Annotated in this window: 17 protein-coding genes; 12 read left to right on the top strand and 5 right to left on the bottom strand. The window is 61.3% G+C overall.

All coding sequences use genetic code 11. The annotated features are described in order from the left end of the window. The first annotated feature begins 9 nt into the window (after positions 1-9). The 4 genes from ACU0FH_RS22200 to ACU0FH_RS22215 are packed head-to-tail and all read left to right on the top strand — an operon-like array spanning position 10 to position 2,449. A complete protein-coding gene (locus ACU0FH_RS22200; protein WP_446196852.1) occupies positions 10-204 on the top strand; it encodes a DUF6494 family protein in 195 nt (64 codons plus the stop codon). A 3-nt stretch (positions 205-207) separates the two neighbouring features. Continuing rightward, a complete protein-coding gene (gene apbC, locus ACU0FH_RS22205) occupies positions 208-1,269 on the top strand; it encodes an iron-sulfur cluster carrier protein ApbC (RefSeq protein WP_446196853.1) in 1,062 nt (353 codons plus the stop codon). Then, positions 1,266-1,973 carry a DUF4444 domain-containing protein gene (locus ACU0FH_RS22210; RefSeq protein ID WP_446196854.1) on the top strand — a complete coding sequence of 236 codons (708 nt, stop codon included), beginning with the start codon at positions 1,266-1,268 and terminating at the stop codon, positions 1,971-1,973. Before apbC ends, ACU0FH_RS22210 begins: the two co-directional genes overlap by 4 nt. Beyond that, positions 1,970-2,449, top strand: coding sequence for a DUF6505 family protein (locus ACU0FH_RS22215; protein ID WP_446196855.1), 480 nt, complete (start codon positions 1,970-1,972; stop codon positions 2,447-2,449). The genes ACU0FH_RS22210 and ACU0FH_RS22215 overlap by 4 nt, the downstream gene beginning before the upstream one ends. On the opposite strand, the gene ACU0FH_RS22220 is transcribed toward ACU0FH_RS22215, so the two are convergent. After that, positions 2,446-2,946 (bottom strand): flavin reductase family protein, encoded by a 501-nt coding sequence (locus tag ACU0FH_RS22220; protein ID WP_446196856.1) that lies wholly within the window; start codon positions 2,944-2,946, stop codon positions 2,446-2,448. The two genes, ACU0FH_RS22215 and ACU0FH_RS22220, sit on opposite strands and share 4 nt — an antisense overlap. A gap of 185 nt (positions 2,947-3,131) precedes the next feature. Between ACU0FH_RS22220 and ACU0FH_RS22225 the strand changes: the two genes are divergently transcribed. Beyond that, positions 3,132-3,623 carry a DUF992 domain-containing protein gene (locus tag ACU0FH_RS22225; RefSeq protein ID WP_446196857.1) on the top strand — a complete coding sequence of 164 codons (492 nt, stop codon included), beginning with the start codon at positions 3,132-3,134 and terminating at the stop codon, positions 3,621-3,623. A 225-nt stretch (positions 3,624-3,848) separates the two neighbouring features. Further along, entirely contained in the window at positions 3,849-4,514 is a 666-nt protein-coding gene (locus tag ACU0FH_RS22230; protein ID WP_446196858.1) for a dimethylsulfonioproprionate lyase family protein, read from the top strand. Positions 4,515-4,560: 46 nt separating this feature from the next. Here the strand turns inward: ACU0FH_RS22230 and ACU0FH_RS22235 are convergent, their stop codons facing one another. Together ACU0FH_RS22235 and acs are read right to left on the bottom strand one after the other, a co-directional pair. Next, on the bottom strand, positions 4,561-5,244 hold the full coding sequence (locus ACU0FH_RS22235) for an adenylate kinase (protein ID WP_446196859.1): 684 nt from the start codon (positions 5,242-5,244) through the stop codon (positions 4,561-4,563). A gap of 5 nt (positions 5,245-5,249) precedes the next feature. Then, positions 5,250-7,226, bottom strand: coding sequence for an acetate--CoA ligase (gene acs / locus ACU0FH_RS22240; protein ID WP_446196860.1), 1,977 nt, complete (start codon positions 7,224-7,226; stop codon positions 5,250-5,252). 512 nt (positions 7,227-7,738) lie between these two features. Between acs and ACU0FH_RS22245 the strand changes: the two genes are divergently transcribed. The 3 genes from ACU0FH_RS22245 (at position 7,739) to ACU0FH_RS22255 (ending at position 10,914) form a co-directional block, all read left to right on the top strand. Beyond that, positions 7,739-8,755 (top strand): C4-dicarboxylate TRAP transporter substrate-binding protein, encoded by a 1,017-nt coding sequence (locus ACU0FH_RS22245; RefSeq protein ID WP_238370320.1) that lies wholly within the window; start codon positions 7,739-7,741, stop codon positions 8,753-8,755. A 129-nt stretch (positions 8,756-8,884) separates the two neighbouring features. Next, entirely contained in the window at positions 8,885-9,514 is a 630-nt protein-coding gene (locus ACU0FH_RS22250) for a TRAP transporter small permease subunit (RefSeq protein WP_446196861.1), read from the top strand. Then, complete coding sequence (locus ACU0FH_RS22255) at positions 9,514-10,914, top strand: TRAP transporter large permease (protein WP_446196862.1); 1,401 nt, start codon at positions 9,514-9,516, stop codon at positions 10,912-10,914. The genes ACU0FH_RS22250 and ACU0FH_RS22255 overlap by 1 nt, the downstream gene beginning before the upstream one ends. A gap of 131 nt (positions 10,915-11,045) precedes the next feature. Here ACU0FH_RS22255 and ACU0FH_RS22260 read toward each other — a convergent pair whose 3' ends face one another. Together ACU0FH_RS22260 and hemP are read right to left on the bottom strand one after the other, a co-directional pair. Further along, on the bottom strand, positions 11,046-11,576 hold the full coding sequence (locus ACU0FH_RS22260; RefSeq protein ID WP_446196863.1) for a hypothetical protein: 531 nt from the start codon (positions 11,574-11,576) through the stop codon (positions 11,046-11,048). Then, complete coding sequence (gene hemP / locus ACU0FH_RS22265) at positions 11,573-11,740, bottom strand: hemin uptake protein HemP (protein WP_088632735.1); 168 nt, start codon at positions 11,738-11,740, stop codon at positions 11,573-11,575. Before hemP ends, ACU0FH_RS22260 begins: the two co-directional genes overlap by 4 nt. 343 nt (positions 11,741-12,083) lie before the next feature. Between hemP and ACU0FH_RS22270 the strand changes: the two genes are divergently transcribed. Genes ACU0FH_RS22270 through ACU0FH_RS22280 form a run of 3 tightly spaced genes read left to right on the top strand, consistent with a single transcriptional unit; the run spans position 12,084 to position 14,980 of the window. Continuing rightward, a complete protein-coding gene (locus ACU0FH_RS22270; protein ID WP_446197010.1) occupies positions 12,084-12,971 on the top strand; it encodes a class II glutamine amidotransferase in 888 nt (295 codons plus the stop codon). Beyond that, complete coding sequence (locus ACU0FH_RS22275) at positions 12,972-13,649, top strand: GltB/FmdC/FwdC-like GXGXG domain-containing protein (protein WP_446196864.1); 678 nt, start codon at positions 12,972-12,974, stop codon at positions 13,647-13,649. It begins immediately after the preceding gene. Further along, positions 13,649-14,980, top strand: a complete 1,332-nt coding sequence (locus tag ACU0FH_RS22280; protein ID WP_446196865.1) for an FMN-binding glutamate synthase family protein — start codon at positions 13,649-13,651, stop codon at positions 14,978-14,980. The genes ACU0FH_RS22275 and ACU0FH_RS22280 overlap by 1 nt, the downstream gene beginning before the upstream one ends. The last annotated feature ends 34 nt before the right edge of the window (positions 14,981-15,014 follow it).

Genomic DNA, 15,014 nt, shown 5'->3' on the forward strand with positions numbered 1-15,014 from the left:
GAACGGGTGATGAGCGACGATTTCAACATGTCGATGCGCAAGTTCCTGAAACAGGTTGGCGTGACTAGCCAGCAGGCCATCGAGGAAGGGCTGCGCAAAAAGGATGCCAAGCCGGGTGACAGTTTCACGGCCAAGGTGGTGCTGACGGTTGACGGGCTCGATGTCCATCACGAGGTCACCGGGACGATCAAAGGGAACGAGTAAGACATGGCAAGCCGGGACGCGGTTCTCGCGGAACTGAAGAATATCAAGGATCCGGTCAGCGGCAGTGACATCGTCGCCGCCGGTATCGTGCGGGCGTTGAATGTCGAGGACGGGCAGGTGCGTTTCGTGCTGGAAATCGACCCGGCCCGGGCCGAGGCAATGGAACCGGTGCGCGCCGAGGCCGAAGCCCGCGTCAAGGCATTGCCCGGGGTCGAAAAGGCCTCGGTCATGATGACGGCCCATAGCCAGAAGGCGCCGCCCGAGCTGAAACCCAAGCCCAAGCCTTCGGCGACACCGCCGCAGCGGGTGGCCGGGGTGGATCACATCATCGCCATCGCCAGCGGCAAGGGCGGGGTGGGCAAATCCACCGTCGCCGCGAACCTCGCCGTGGCGCTGGCCGCCGAAGGCCGCCGCGTCGGGCTGCTCGATGCCGACGTCTACGGACCGTCCCAACCCCGCATGCTGGGGGTGAGCGGCCGTCCCGCGTCGCCCGATGGAAAGATCATCCTGCCGCTGCGCAACCATGGCGTCACCATGATGTCGATGGGCCTGATGACTAACGAGGATCAGGCGGTGGTCTGGCGCGGGCCGATGCTGATGGGCGCGCTGCAGCAGATGATGAACCAGGTGCAATGGGGTGCCCTCGACATCCTGATCATCGACCTGCCGCCCGGCACCGGGGACGTGCAGCTGACCCTCAGCCAGAAGTTTGAGATCGACGGCGCGATCATCGTCTCGACACCGCAGGACGTCGCGCTGCTGGATGCGCGCAAAGGGATCGACATGTTCCGCCAGCTCAAGACGCCGATCCTTGGCATGATCGAGAACATGAGCACGCATATCTGCTCGAACTGCGGGCATGAGGAACACGTCTTTGGTCATGGAGGCGTCAAGGCCGAGGCTGAAAAGCTGGGCGTGCCGCTGCTCGCGGAAATCCCGTTGCATCTTGATATCCGCACTGCTGCCGACAGCGGCGCACCGATCGTGGCGACCAGCCCCGACAGTGCGCAGGCCGCAGCATTCCGCGTCGTGGCACGGGATTTGGTGGCGCGGGGCCTCGCGTGAACCAAGGGCTCAGCCTGCCGCCGCTGCTGGTGGGCGAGCCCGCTTCGGGCGCCGACCCGATGGTGCGCGCCCGCGCTTTGGCGGCACAAGGCTGCGATGGCGGCACGCTGGTCCATGACATCCAGCCCGACCGGCTGCGCGCGGCGCTGATCGTCGCGCCAGAGGTGCCGCTTGCCGATGCCATGGCGATGCTGCCGATCTGCGCGGTCGGGTTCCAGAACGCGCTTGGCGCATTGGCCCCGCCCGAAGTGGCGGTGCATCTGACATGGGCGGGTGACATTCTGGTCAATGGCGCGTGTTGCGGCGCGTTCCGGGTCGCGGGGGCGACGCAGGACCCCAATGCCGTGCCCGACTGGCTGATCGTCGGGCTCGATCTGACCATTCAACTGGGTGCCGATGATCCCGGCCTCTCCCCCGACAAGACTTCGCTCTACGAAGAAGGCTGCGCCGATATCGATCCGGTCCTCCTCTGCGAGGCATGGGCCCGTCATACGCTGGTCTGGATCAATCGCTGGACGGAGGAAGGCAACGCGCCGGTTCATGCCGACTGGGTGCCGCTGCTGGAAGGCGTCGGCAAGCCGGTCACGCAGGGCGGCTATCAGGGGGAATTTCTTGGCGTGGACGAAAAATTCGGCATGTTGATCCGCGACGATGAAACCACGCAACTGCTGCCGCTGACGACACTGCTGGAGACAGATACATGAAACTGGCCCGCGCCATTCATTTCGACGAAAGCGACATGAACGTCTTTCACGCCCCGGCCCGGACCGGGGAATGGTGCATCTCGGGCGGGTTCGAGTTTTCCAACTGGGGCGAGGCCGATCTGACCGGCAAGGCGCGTCAGGCCTTTGCAAATGGCTGGCTCGGGCTCGAGACCTTTGGCCGGGTAACCTTTGTCGCCGTCACCCAGATCCAGCCCGAGGAAATGGCGAGGCTCGAAGAGGCGCTAGCCCGGCATTTCGTCGAACTCTATGGCGCGCCGTCAAGGGAAGCTGCCCTGATGGTTGCGCGCGATGAACTGGCACATATGGCCGATCTGTGCTCTGAGCACGATCCGAATACGTTGCTTACTGTCGCGCGTGAGCTGGACGATGACGGCGTGCGCGAAGCCTATCGCACGATCACCGCAAGAGGGGCCGAGATCGACCTGCTCGCGGTGCATGGCTCGCTCGACGATTAATCCTCGCGCAGGAATCCGCCGTATTTGCCGCGCTTGTAAAGCAGACCCAGCCCCGGGCGGTGCCACGCCCGTTCGACCTGACCGACGACAATGGAATGATCGCCCCCGTCATGAACATCGCGCCGAAGACAGTCGAACCGCGCAAGGCAACCTGACAGGATCGGCAGGTCGTTTTCGCCCTGATGCCAGTTGACGCCGGAAAAATCGTCGCCGGTGCGGGCGAAATGCGTCGCGATCTCTTTCTGGTCCTCGGCGATGATATGGATCACGTAATGCTTTGCCGCCGTAAAGACCGCATGGCGCTTGGACGATTTAGCCGGGCACCAGAGTACCAGCGGCGGATCGAGCGATACCGAGGCAAAGGAATTGGCCGTCATCGCGACAGGCCCGGTTTCCGTCATGGTGGTGACAACGGTCACACCCGTGCCAAAGGCGCTTAGCGCCTCGCGATAGGCAGCCTCGGTCTCGGGGCCGGGAACAAAGTCGGGTTGGGCCATGACGGCGGGCTGCCTGCATTACAAAAGTACCGCCCGGAGGTGCCATGCCTACGCGCCATTGTCCACCTCCCCCGTCGCTTTTCATCAACGGTGGAACCTCGCCGCAGGTTCCGAGTTGATTGGGACAGGAAGCAAGCGGGGTGTGTGATCCCGCAGTTTCATCTGAAGAAGTGAAAGGTAAGAATATGTTCAATAAGGTACTTATCCCCGCTATCGGTCTTTCGGCTGCACTGCTCGCAGGCACGTCTGCGCTGGCACAAGACAACGACCACACCGAAATAGGCTCGCTGAGCTGTGATGTGGGCGACGGCACCGGCTATGTGTTCGGGTCCTCGAAGGAGCTCGACTGCACCTTTAACCCGGTTGATGAAGGTGCCGAAGACGAACATTACATCGGCAGGATCAACCGGTATGGCATCGACATCGGTAAGACCCAGAATGGCGTCATGAGCTGGCTGGTGCTCGCCCCGACCGAAGATTACGGCAAAGGTGCCCTGACCGGTTCCTACGGTGGTGTCTCGGCCGAAGCGACGGTCGGTATCGGCGCTGGCGCAAACGTCCTGATTGGCGGTTCGGACGAAACCATCGCTCTGCAGCCGATCAGCGTGAATGCGCAGAACGGTCTGAACCTCGCAGTGGGTATCGCCGATCTGACATTGGAACATCACGAGATGTAAGCCAGGTTCGAATACCTGCACTGACGGATTTTTTCCAACGACCGGTCGCTTGCGGCCGGTCGTTTTCATTGGCGCCCCTAATTTTCATTGGCGCCCCTAATTCTAAATTTTCCCGCGCAAATAGCGCTGATTTTAACACTTTTTGACCTTCAATCTGTCGCGGACGGGCATTGCGTGACGCAACCGGAAAAGAGCCGCTGAACATGTCTTCGAATAGTGCCGGGCATGACAGATCAATTGCACAACGCCCCGAACTGGACCTATCTGCTACGCGAATTCGACGCGCTATACCGTTATGGCTCGGCGGGCGGTAGCCGTCCTGTGCGCAGCCATCGCAAACGGGTGCGGGAGAAGATCGCCGGCCTCCTTGAAAGGGATCCGCCGTTTTGTCATCGCGAACCGGAATCCAAGCCGGTGGTGGAACACCTTGGCCGTGCTTTCGACCTTGGCGAAAACACTGTCATGCGGGGGCTGAGCAGGGCGCTGTCCCGGGTTTCGCACCAGCTGACATGGGAATACGGCTATGAACGTCTGCCCAAAACGCTGGAAAAGAAATACGCCTATTGCGAAGTGGTTGGACCCAAGGGGCCGATCGTCAGCGATACGCTGATCCTCGGCTTTGTTCTCTTTGCGCCGAAAACGACCTATCCACAGCACAGCCACCAGGAGATCGAGGAAAGCTATATTTCGATCGCCGGCGCGTGGTCGGAAAACGACACGGCTGTCTATGCACCGGGGTCGCTGATCCTGAATCGCACGGACGAAAAGCACCGGATCACCACCGGCGAATACGATCCCTGCCTGCTGGCCTATGCCTGGGTCGGTCCGGCAGAACGTCTGTCAGCGCCGGGCATGAAGTTCTCGCCGACGCGCAAGACCGCCGGAAAATAGCTGGCATTAGGGAAAAGGCCGCGCCAGGCAAGGCGCGGCCATCCATTCAGGAAATCACGTCGGCCGTCAGCGACTGCACCGTACCCGCCACGTCCTTGATCGGTTTCATCGCATCGACTTCCTGCAGCACGCCACGGTCGCGGTAATATCCGATCAGCGGTGCGGTCTGGGCGTGGTAGGCCTCAAGCCTGCTTGCCACGGTTTCCGCCTTGTCATCCGCGCGGCGCTTCATCTCGGTGCCGCCGCATTCGTCGCAGACTCCATCGACCTCGGGCGTCTTGAAGCTGTCGTGATAGCCTTCACCGCAGTTCGCGCAGGTGTAACGGCCCGAAATCCGCTCGACCATCGCCGCATCGTCCACCTCAAGGCTGATCGCCGCGTCGATCTTCTGTCCGGTCTCCGCCAGCAGATGATCAAGCGCTTCGGCCTGCATCGTGGTGCGCGGAAACCCGTCAAGGATCACCCCGCGCGACACGTCCGGCGCTTTAAGCCGGTCGCGCAGGATATTGATGACGATCTCATCCGACACAAGCTCCCCGGCTTCCATCACGGCTTTGGCGGCCTTGCCCGCCTCGGTCCCTTGGGCCACGGCTTCGCGCAGCAGGTCGCCGGTCGATAGCTGCACAAGGCCGAAACGGTCTTCCAGCATGCGGGCCTGCGTGCCCTTGCCGGCGCCCGGAGGCCCCAGCAGAATCAGAACGGCGGGGCGGGTCAGGGTTGCTGTATCCATCCGGCCTATCCCTTGTTCGGTCGGTTTTCGATCAGGTCATCGACCACCGCCGGATCGGCCAGTGTCGAGGTATCCCCAAGCGAGCCGAAATCGTTTTCCGCGATCTTGCGAAGGATGCGCCGCATGATCTTGCCCGAGCGCGTCTTGGGCAGGCCCGGCGCCCATTGCAGCACGTCCGGACTCGCAATCGGGCCGATCTCCTGACGGACCCAGTTGCGCAGTTCCACGCGCAGCTCGTCCGAAGGTTCGACCCCGTTCATCAGCGTCACGTAGCAATAGATGCCCTGACCCTTGATGTCATGCGGGTATCCGACCACCGCCGCCTCGGCGACTTTGGAATGGGCGACAAGCGCGGATTCGACCTCGGCCGTGCCCATCCGGTGCCCCGAGACGTTGATCACGTCATCGACCCGGCCGGTGATCCAGTAATCGCCGTCCTCGTCGCGTTTGCAGCCGTCGCCCGAGAAGTAATAGCCTTTGTAATCCGCGAAATAGGTCTTTTCGAACCGCTCATGATCGCCCCAGACCGTGCGCATCTGTCCGGGCCAGCTGTCGCGGATCGCAAGAACGCCCTCGACCCCGTTGCCCTCGACGATTTCGCCACTGGTCGGGTCCAGCACCACGGGCTGCACGCCAAAGAACGGTCGCTGCGCCGCGCCGGGTTTCAGCGCATGGGCGCCGGGCAGGGGGGTCATCATGTGGCCACCGGTTTCGGTCTGCCACCACGTATCGACAATCGGGCAGCGCCCGTCACCGACCACATTGTAATACCAGTTCCATGCCTCGGGGTTGATCGGCTCGCCCACGGTGCCAAGAATGCGCAGCGAGGACCGGTCGCATTTCGTCACATAGTCATTGCCCTGACCCATCAGCGCCCGTAGTGCGGTGGGGGCGGTGTAAAACTGGTTGATCTTGTGCTTTTCGATCACCTGCCAGAACCGTGAGGCATCCGGATAGGTCGGCACGCCTTCGAACATCACCGTGGTCGCTCCATTGGCGAGCGGGCCGTAGACGATATAGGTATGGCCGGTGACCCAGCCCACATCGGCACCGCACCAGTAGATATCACCGTCATGGTAATCGAACGTCGTCTCATGGGTCAGCGCGGCATAAACGAGGTAACCGCCAGTCGTGTGCACCACGCCCTTGGGTTGCCCGGTCGAGCCGGAGGTATAGAGGATGAACAGCGGATCTTCGGCGTTCATCTCTTCTGGCGGGCAGTCGGCCGAGACCTTCTCGACCTCTTCATGGTACCAGAAATCCAGGTCCGAGCGGAAAGCGATCTGCTGCCCGGTGCGGCGGACGACCAGGCATTTCACATCGTCGAAGTCGTTGCGCAGCGCCTGGTTCACGTTGTCCTTGAGGTTGGTCACCCGGCCGCCACGCGGCGCGCCATCAGATGTGATAACCAGCTTGGCGTCGCAGCCATTCACCCGCGCGCCAAGCGCATCCGGCGAAAAACCTGCGAAAACAATGGAATGGATCGCGCCAATCCGTGCGCAGGCCAGCATCGCATAGGCGGCCTCGGGGATCATCGGCAGGTAAAGCACAACCCGGTCGCCCTTGCCGACACCCAGCGATTTCAGCACGTTGGCCATCTTGCCGACATGCTCGTGCAGCTCCCGGTAAGAGATATGCAGCGCCTCGTCCTTGGGATCGTCGGGCTCCCAGATGATCGCGGTCTGATCGCCGCGCGTCTCAAGATGCCGGTCGACGCAGTTGGCCGATACGTTCAGCGCGCCATCGGCGAACCAGTTGATCTTGACCTGACCCAGCGTGAAATCGATGTCTTTGACCGTGCTGAATGGCTTGATCCAGTCGATCCGCTGTGCCTGCTCGCGCCAGAAGACATCCGGATCCTCGACCGAGGCCTTGTACATGGCGTCATATTTGTCCGCATCCACATGAGCTTTGGCGACGATCTCGTCGGACGGTGGATAGGTCGTGGACTTCGTTTGTTCGGCTTGGATTGTATCGCTCATTCAAAGCTCCTCCCTTTGGCTGTCGCGTTTTCCGGCCAGCAATCTTCGTGTGATCCTGCCTTCGTGTGATCCTGCGCGCCCGCGCGGGCTGCGCCGTCTCCCCTCGCGGGGATCATAAGCCTGCTTGGAAAAGAATGGAATAAGCGGCGGTTCTGAAACGATTTGTCAGTAAAGGATTTTTTTCTGCAGTGCAGTATTTGTAAACTTTTTGCTAAAATTTCGTTCAATTCCCAATTTTAACAGGGCAAAGGCTGTAAATGAATTCTCCGTTTGCTACGTAAATCCCTGATGCGACAGGGGGCAGGGTCGATCCGCAGGGGTGCGGCATTTCGTGCCCCAAGGTCGGTTGGCCGGGATTCCGCACGCCGCCACGTCAACTCAGCGTCTTAACGCAAGACATTCATCCAACAAAACCCGGTGCTTCGGGCTTGGCAACCGGAGATGTGCAAGCTAGTTTCGCTCGCAAGCGGCATGTGAGATATCTTAGGACCGCGAAAAAGGGAGAAAAATCAATGAACAAGTTCATGACAAGCGCCGTAATGGCGGCGCTGGGTATGGGAATTGCAACCGAAGCGGCCGCGACCGAATGGAATGTGTCGGTCTGGGGCAAGCGTCGCGCCTTTACCGAGCATATCGAAAAGCTCGCGGAACTGGTCAGCGAAAAGACCGATGGCGAGTTCACCATGAACATCAGCTACGGCGGTCTCTCCAAGAACCGCGAAAACCTCGACGGCATCTCGATCGGTGCCTTCGAGATGGCACAGTTCTGTGCCGGTTATCACCCGGACAAGAACCGCCTGATCACCGTGCTCGAACTGCCCTTCCTCGGGGTCGAGAACCTTGAGCAGGAAGTCGCGGTTTCCAACGCGGTCTACGCCAATCAGGCGGTGCAGGACGAAATGGCCCAGTGGAATGCCAAGCTGCTGATGACCTCGCCCATGCCTCAGTACAACATTGTCGGCACCGGCGAGCCTCGCACCACGCTGTCCGAATTCGAAGGCATGCGTATCCGTGCGACCGGCGGTCTTGGCGAAGCCTTTGAAAAAGTCGGCGCGGTGCCGACCTCGGTGACCTCTTCCGAAGCCTATCAGGCGATGGAATCCGGTGTTGTCGACACGGTCGCTTTCGCTCAGCACGCGCACCTGTCCTTTGGCACGATCAACCAGGCTGACTGGTGGACCGCGAACCTTAACCCCGGCACGGTGAACTGCCCGGTGGTGGTCAACATCGACGCCTATGAAATGCTCTCGGACGAAGAGCGCACCGCGCTGGACGAAAGCGTTCCCGAGGCGATTGATTACTATCTCGAAAACTACGGTGAGCTGCTCAAGCGCTGGGATACCGTGCTCGAGGAAAAAGGCGTTGAAAAGGTCATGATCAGCGAAGACGAGCTTGCCGCCTTCCGCGAACAGGCCGCCGATCCGATTGCAGCCGCTTGGGTCGAGGATATCGAAGCGCAGGGCCTGCCGGGTCAAGAGCTTCTCGATCTGGTCAAGGCCGAACTGGCGAAAGCCAAAGGCACCAACTAAACCTCGTCTCCCCGCTCTTGCGAACGGGGGGCTGTGCCTTTAACAGGGCGTCTCCAAATCCAGTACCCGAGTGGTGATGACCTCTCGGGTACATGGCTTTCAACACAGATAATATAAGGGGGCAGAGATATGGCCGGTGGCGCCGCCGTACTTGAAGACTCCAGCCTTTTGAGCCGTCTGGACAGGGCGTTGCTGCCTGTCGAACGGTTCTGCGCCTTGCTGAGCGGTCTCGCAATCTTTTCGCTGATGTTCCTTGCCGCTTATTCGGTGATCAGCCGCAAATTCTTCGGCGCGCCGATGATGGGCTATATCGACTACATCGAAGCGGCGATGCCGATCATCGCGATCATGGGCATTTCCTACGTTCAGCGCGACGGCACCCATATCCGCATGGACATGCTGGTGGGCAACCTCAGCGGCCGGGTGCTCTGGCTGTTCGAGCTGATCTCGGTGATCCTGATCCTCGTGCTGATCGTCGCGCTGACATGGGGGGCATGGGACCATTTCGCGCGTTCCTTCGATTGCTCGCGCCCGTTCTGCAGCCGGGACAGTTCTATCGACATCGGCCTGCCCACGTGGCCCTCGAAACTGGTCGTGCCAATCGCTTTCGCGGTGCTGGTGCTGCGGCTTTTGTTGCAGATCGTCGGCTATGGCCGGGCGTTTATCTATAACATCGACCGCCCCGTCGCGGTGCCCCTCAACCTCAGCGTGGCGGAACAGGCCATGCACGAAGCGGAACTTATGGAAGGGCACGACTGATGGAGCCTATCGATATCGGTCTCTGGACCACCGGCGGGCTGCTGGTCATGGTCCTTCTGGGTATGCGCGTGGCCTTTGCCGCCGGTATGGCCGGATTCGTCGGCCTTGTCTGGCTGCGCTGGAACGGGATGGATTACGACCCCGCACGGTTCGGCAAGGCGCTTGAAATCTCTGTCCGCATCGCCGGTCTGACGCCGCATTCCAAGGTCTCGGCACAGGTGCTCAGCCTGATCCCGGTCTTTATCCTTATCGGCTACCTCGCCTATTACGCGCGTCTTACGACCGCGCTGTTCGAGGCTGCCAAGCGCTGGATCGCATGGGTGCCGGGCGGGCTGGCGGTGTCGACCGTCTTTGCCACGGCCGGTTTTGCCGCCGTTTCGGGCGCCTCCGTCGCCACGGCAGCGGTCTTTGCCCGTATCGCCATCCCGGAAATGCTCAAGGTCGGGTATGACAAGAAATTCGCCGCCGGCGTCGTCGCGGCAGGGGGCACGCTTGCCTCGCTGATCCCACCTTCGGCGATCCTCGTGATCTACGCGATCATCGTGGAACAGGACGTGGGCAAGCTGCTGCTTGCAGGCTTTCTGCCCGGCGTCTTCTCGGCTATCGTCTATGCCGTCCTGATCATCGGCATCGCCGTCACTTTCAAGTCCGTCGGCCCGCCGGTGCGCGGCTTTACTTGGGGGCAGAGGTTCGCCTCACTGCCACCGGCTCTGCCGATCCTTGCCGTGGTCGTGATCATTATCTTCTTTGTCTACAACCCGTTCGGCGATGCCTGGGGCACACCGACCGAGGGCGGGGCCATCGGCGCGTTCATCGTCTTCCTGATGGCGCTCTATCGCGGCATGCGCTGGGGTGAATTGAAGGCGGCGCTGCTGGAAACGGCCAAGCTCACGGTGATGATCTTTACGATCATCTGGGGCGTGCTGATTTATGTGCGCTTCCTTGGCTTTGCCGAATTGCCTGCCGCCTTTGCCGACTGGATCACCTCTCTGCAAATGTCACCGATGCTGATCCTGATCTGCATCCTGCTGGCCTATGCGGTGCTGGGCATGTTCATGGACGCCATCGGAATGCTGCTGCTGACCCTGCCGGTGGTCTATCCGGCGGTCATGGCCCTGAACGGTGGCGAGATGGTTTCGGCGTCTGACAGTGCCTTTGGCATGAACGGCACCATGTGCGCGATCTGGTTCGGGATCCTCGTGGTGAAAATGGCCGAATTCTGCCTGATCACACCGCCCATTGGTCTCAACTGCTTTGTTGTGGCCGGGGTACGCGACGACTTGAGCGTTCAGGATGTTTTCAAGGGTGTGATGCCCTTCTTCCTCGCGGATGCGGTGACAATCGGCTTGCTCGTGGCTTTCCCGGCCATCGTTCTCTATCTGCCAAGTCTCGCCGGTTAATCCGGCGGGGCCGCACCGGAAAAGGGGCAGGGGCCGCGGAACCTTGGTGTTTCGGTAGTGAGCGCCAGACATGAAAAAGGCGTGGAGTGCGATTCAGCCCACGCCTTTTTCAATTCAAAAGTCTGTTCAATTCAATGGATGCGCGCGCCCGCAGCCATCTCCATCGAATGGAACGGGTCGTCCGGTTCCGCCGTCAGCCCTTCAAAGGCGGCGATCCGCATCAGCGCAAGGCCCAGCGATTCCGCCAGCCCGGTCAGCGACGGTGCCATGTCGGCCCGCACGATCAGAGTTGCGATCAGCATCGCATCTTCGCGATCGCCGCGCCCGGCCGCCGCGATGAAATTGGCAAAACAGGCTTCATCCGCGCCAAGGCAGGCGCATTTCAGATCGTGCCGGACAATCGGGCGTCGCGCATGGTGGGCGCAAAGCCGCATGATGTTCTCAAGCGCCTTGAGGGCCTGCCGCCCCTGAACAGCACCCAGCGTCCGGGCGAATTCATTCCAGACCCGGGCCTGCGCATCGGGGCCGCTGTTCCACAGCCGCAGGTAAAGCACCGCCCCGGCTTCGACCGGATCGAGGTCGCCGACATGTCCTACCGCCACGCCGCCCCGGTTACGGGCGCGAGTTTCGGCGGCGCTGCCGCTCAGGTTTTCAGATGTCATTTCGTGAGGATCAGCTTGCCCGCGCGGGTGATCCGCAGCGTGTAAAGCTGGTCGTCCAGCCGGATATGGGCCAGCGATCCGCCATCGGTCAGCTCTGCCGCATCATGAACGGGAAGAGGGGCAACACCGTATTGCGTGTCGCGCGTCTGGGTTTGCGTATGCATCGTTTCATGCTCCTGCTTTTGCGGTATCGGGCTGACCCAGGAGCAAGCCCGGGATGGCTGGACATGTTTAAAATCTGACTTTTTTAGTCGGGTTAGTCAAGCCACTCTTTTCGCAGAGAATCGAGAAATCCCGTGAAATGCGAAACCTTGCCGAAACCGGGCTTACTGCCGCGGCAATTGGCCTCGCCAAACCCAACCGGTAGAGCGCTTTGCACAAAGCTCGGGCGAATTACGCAATTGGCCGCCTCTGCGCTGGCACCCGACGGGGATATTCTTGCAGGTAAAATTATTTTCCCATATGTCCGGATTGACCGCGCTGCTGCGCGACAGAATGGAGAACACCATGTGTGGTATTGTCGGGCTCTTCCTGAAACAGGAAAATCTGCGCCCCCGGCTTGGCGACATGCTGACGGATATGCTGATAACGATGACCGATCGCGGCCCCGACTCTGCCGGAATCGCGATCTATGGCGATGAAACCGACGGTCTCAAGGTGACCGTGCAATCGGATGACGCGGCCTCCGCCTTTGACGGGTTGCAGGACGACCTGACCAACCGGCTTGGCACGTCGGTCCCGGTCAAGGTGCTCGATACTCATGCGATCATCACCCTGCCGCGCGACAAGCGGGACGAAGGGCTTGCCTGTCTCGAAGAGCGCAGCCTGCGGATCATGGGCGTCGGCGATGCGATGGAGATTTTCAAGGAAGTCGGTCTGCCCAAAGACGTGGCCGATCGTTTCGGCATCCGTGCGATGCAGGGCAGCCACGGCATCGGCCATACCCGAATGGCGACCGAATCCGCCGTCACCACGCTTGGTGCGCACCCGTTTTCCACGGCAGATGACCAGTGCCTTGTGCATAACGGCTCGCTGTCCAACCACAACCAGATGCGCCGCCAACTGGCCCGAGACGGGTTCGTCACCAAGACCGAGAACGACACCGAGGTCGGCGCCGCCTATATCTCCTCGCGCATTGCCAAGGGCGACACGCTGGGCGAGGCTCTGGAAGGCACGCTGAAAGATCTCGACGGGTTCTTTACCTTTGTGATGGGCACCAAGAACGGGTTCGGCGTGGTCCGCGACCCGATTGCCTGCAAACCCGCCGTGATGGCGGAAACCGATGATTACGTGGCCTTTGCCAGCGAATACCGTGCTTTCGCCGATCTGCCCGGGATCGACTCCGCCCGCATCTGGGAACCCGAGCCCGCCACTGTCTATTTCTGGGAGCGTTGAATGCAGACCCTCGACATGAACGACATCGACCTGCGCGCGGTCAACGCCACCCTTCAGGGCGCGGCCGGAAACGATACGGAATTCGAGGTGCTGAACCTGCGCGGCTCTCACGCCGTTGCCGTTGGCCTTGATGCGCCCATCGACGTCACGCTGCACGGCTCTGCCGGCTATTACTGTGCCGGTATGAACAAGCAGGCAAAGATCACGGTCAAAGGCTCGGTCGGGCCGGGGGCCGCCGAAAACATGATGTCGGGCGAGGTCATCGTCGATGGCGACGCCTCGCAATACGCCGGGGCCACCGGACATGGCGGCCTGCTCGTGATCAAAGGCAATGCCTCGTCGCGCTGCGGCATCTCCATGAAGGGCATCGACATCGTCGTCGGCGGCAACATCGGTCATATGAGCGCTTTCATGGCGCAAAAGGGTAACCTTGTGGTGCTGGGCGACGCGGGCGATGCGCTGGGCGACAGCCTTTACGAGGCGCGGCTTTTCGTGCGCGGTTCCGTCAAATCGCTTGGCGCGGATTGCGTCGAAAAGGAAATGCGCCCCGAACATCTCGACCTGCTGGTCGATCTGCTGAGCCGCGCCGGGATGGACGCCAAACCCGAAGAGTTCCGCCGCTATGGCTCAGCCCGCGAACTCTATCATTTCAAAGTCGACAATGCGGGGGCCTATTGATGAGCGACCAGCACACACCCCGGACCATGCCCCGGCAGTCCTGGACCTTTTCGAACGAGATCAACTCGGAAATCCGCCGTGCGGCGGCGACGGGCATCTATGACATTCGCGGTGGCGGGGCCAAGCGTCGCGTGCCGCATTTCGACGACCTGCTGTTCCTTGGTGCCTCGGTCTCGCGCTACCCGCTCGAAGGTTACCGCGAGAAATGCGAAACCTCGGTCACGCTGGGCACGCGCTTTGCCAAGAAACCCATCGAGCTGAAAATCCCGATCACCATCGCGGGCATGTCCTTTGGCGCACTATCGGCCAATGCCAAAGAGGCGCTGGGCCGGGGCGCGACGCTTGCGGGTACCTCGACCACCACGGGCGATGGCGGCATGACCGATGAGGAACGCGGCCATTCCGAGATGTTGGTCTATCAATACCTGCCGAGCCGCTACGGGATGAACCCCGATGACCTGCGCCGCGCCGATGCGATTGAAATCGTCGTCGGGCAGGGCGCCAAGCCCGGCGGCGGCGGCATGCTGCTCGGCCAGAAAATCACCGAGAGGGTGGCCGGAATGCGCGATCTGCCGGTCGGAATCGACCAGCGTTCTTCCTGCCGCCATCCGGACTGGACCGGGCCGGACGATCTCGAAATCAAGATACTCGAGCTGCGTGAAATCACCGGCTGGGAAAAACCGATCTATATCAAGGTCGGCGGCTCGCGCCCCTATTACGACACCGCGCTGGCGGTAAAGGCGGGCGCAGATGTGGTGGTTCTCGACGGGATGCAGGGCGGCACCGCCGCGACGCAGGACGTGTTCATCGAACATGTCGGCCAGCCGATCCTCGCTTGTATCCGGCCCGCTGTGCAGGCGCTTCAGGATCTCGGGATGCACCGCAAGGTGCAACTTGTCGTCTCCGGCGGTATACGATCCGGCGCCGATGTGGCCAAGGCGCTCGCGCTTGGGGCGGATGCGGTTTCCATCGGCACCGCCGCGCTGGTCGCGATTGGCGACAACGATCCGAAATGGGAGGCCGAGTACCAGAAACTCGGTTCGACCACCGGCGCTTATGACGACTGGCACGAAGGCCGCGACCCGGCAGGCATCACCACGCAGGACCCGGAGCTGATGGCCCGGCTCGACCCCATCGAGGCGGGTCGCCGTCTGCGCAACTACCTCAATGTGATGACGCTGGAATGCCAGACCATCGCGCGCGCCTGTGGCAAGAACCACGTGCACAATCTCGAACCCGAGGATCTTTGCGCCCTCACCATGGAGGCCGCCGCCATGGCACAGATCCCGCTCGCCGGGACGGACTGGTATCCGGGTAAAAAGGGTTTCTGAAACATCATGACGGGTGGCGTCAGACCGCCCGCAG

The sequence above is a fragment of the Heliomarina sp. genome (assembly GCF_052826185.1).

Excerpts from the sequence above, each read along its gene's own strand:
- ACU0FH_RS22200 (WP_446196852.1), top strand. The coding sequence starts at position 10 with ATGAGCGACGATTTCAACATGTCGATGCGCAAGTTCCTGAAACAGGTT.
- apbC (WP_446196853.1), top strand. The coding sequence starts at position 208 with ATGGCAAGCCGGGACGCGGTTCTCGCGGAACTGAAGAATATCAAGGAT.
- ACU0FH_RS22215 (WP_446196855.1), top strand. The coding sequence starts at position 1,970 with ATGAAACTGGCCCGCGCCATTCATTTCGACGAAAGCGACATGAACGTC.
- ACU0FH_RS22220 (WP_446196856.1), bottom strand. The coding sequence starts at position 2,946 with ATGGCCCAACCCGACTTTGTTCCCGGCCCCGAGACCGAGGCTGCCTAT.
- ACU0FH_RS22225 (WP_446196857.1), top strand. The coding sequence starts at position 3,132 with ATGTTCAATAAGGTACTTATCCCCGCTATCGGTCTTTCGGCTGCACTG.
- ACU0FH_RS22230 (WP_446196858.1), top strand. The coding sequence starts at position 3,849 with ATGACAGATCAATTGCACAACGCCCCGAACTGGACCTATCTGCTACGC.
- ACU0FH_RS22235 (WP_446196859.1), bottom strand. The coding sequence starts at position 5,244 with ATGGATACAGCAACCCTGACCCGCCCCGCCGTTCTGATTCTGCTGGGG.
- acs (WP_446196860.1), bottom strand. The coding sequence starts at position 7,226 with ATGAGCGATACAATCCAAGCCGAACAAACGAAGTCCACGACCTATCCA.
- ACU0FH_RS22245 (WP_238370320.1), top strand. The coding sequence starts at position 7,739 with ATGAACAAGTTCATGACAAGCGCCGTAATGGCGGCGCTGGGTATGGGA.
- ACU0FH_RS22250 (WP_446196861.1), top strand. The coding sequence starts at position 8,885 with ATGGCCGGTGGCGCCGCCGTACTTGAAGACTCCAGCCTTTTGAGCCGT.
- ACU0FH_RS22255 (WP_446196862.1), top strand. The coding sequence starts at position 9,514 with ATGGAGCCTATCGATATCGGTCTCTGGACCACCGGCGGGCTGCTGGTC.
- ACU0FH_RS22260 (WP_446196863.1), bottom strand. The coding sequence starts at position 11,576 with ATGACATCTGAAAACCTGAGCGGCAGCGCCGCCGAAACTCGCGCCCGT.
- hemP (WP_088632735.1), bottom strand. The coding sequence starts at position 11,740 with ATGCATACGCAAACCCAGACGCGCGACACGCAATACGGTGTTGCCCCT.
- ACU0FH_RS22270 (WP_446197010.1), top strand. The coding sequence starts at position 12,084 with ATGTGTGGTATTGTCGGGCTCTTCCTGAAACAGGAAAATCTGCGCCCC.
- ACU0FH_RS22275 (WP_446196864.1), top strand. The coding sequence starts at position 12,972 with ATGCAGACCCTCGACATGAACGACATCGACCTGCGCGCGGTCAACGCC.
- ACU0FH_RS22280 (WP_446196865.1), top strand. The coding sequence starts at position 13,649 with ATGAGCGACCAGCACACACCCCGGACCATGCCCCGGCAGTCCTGGACC.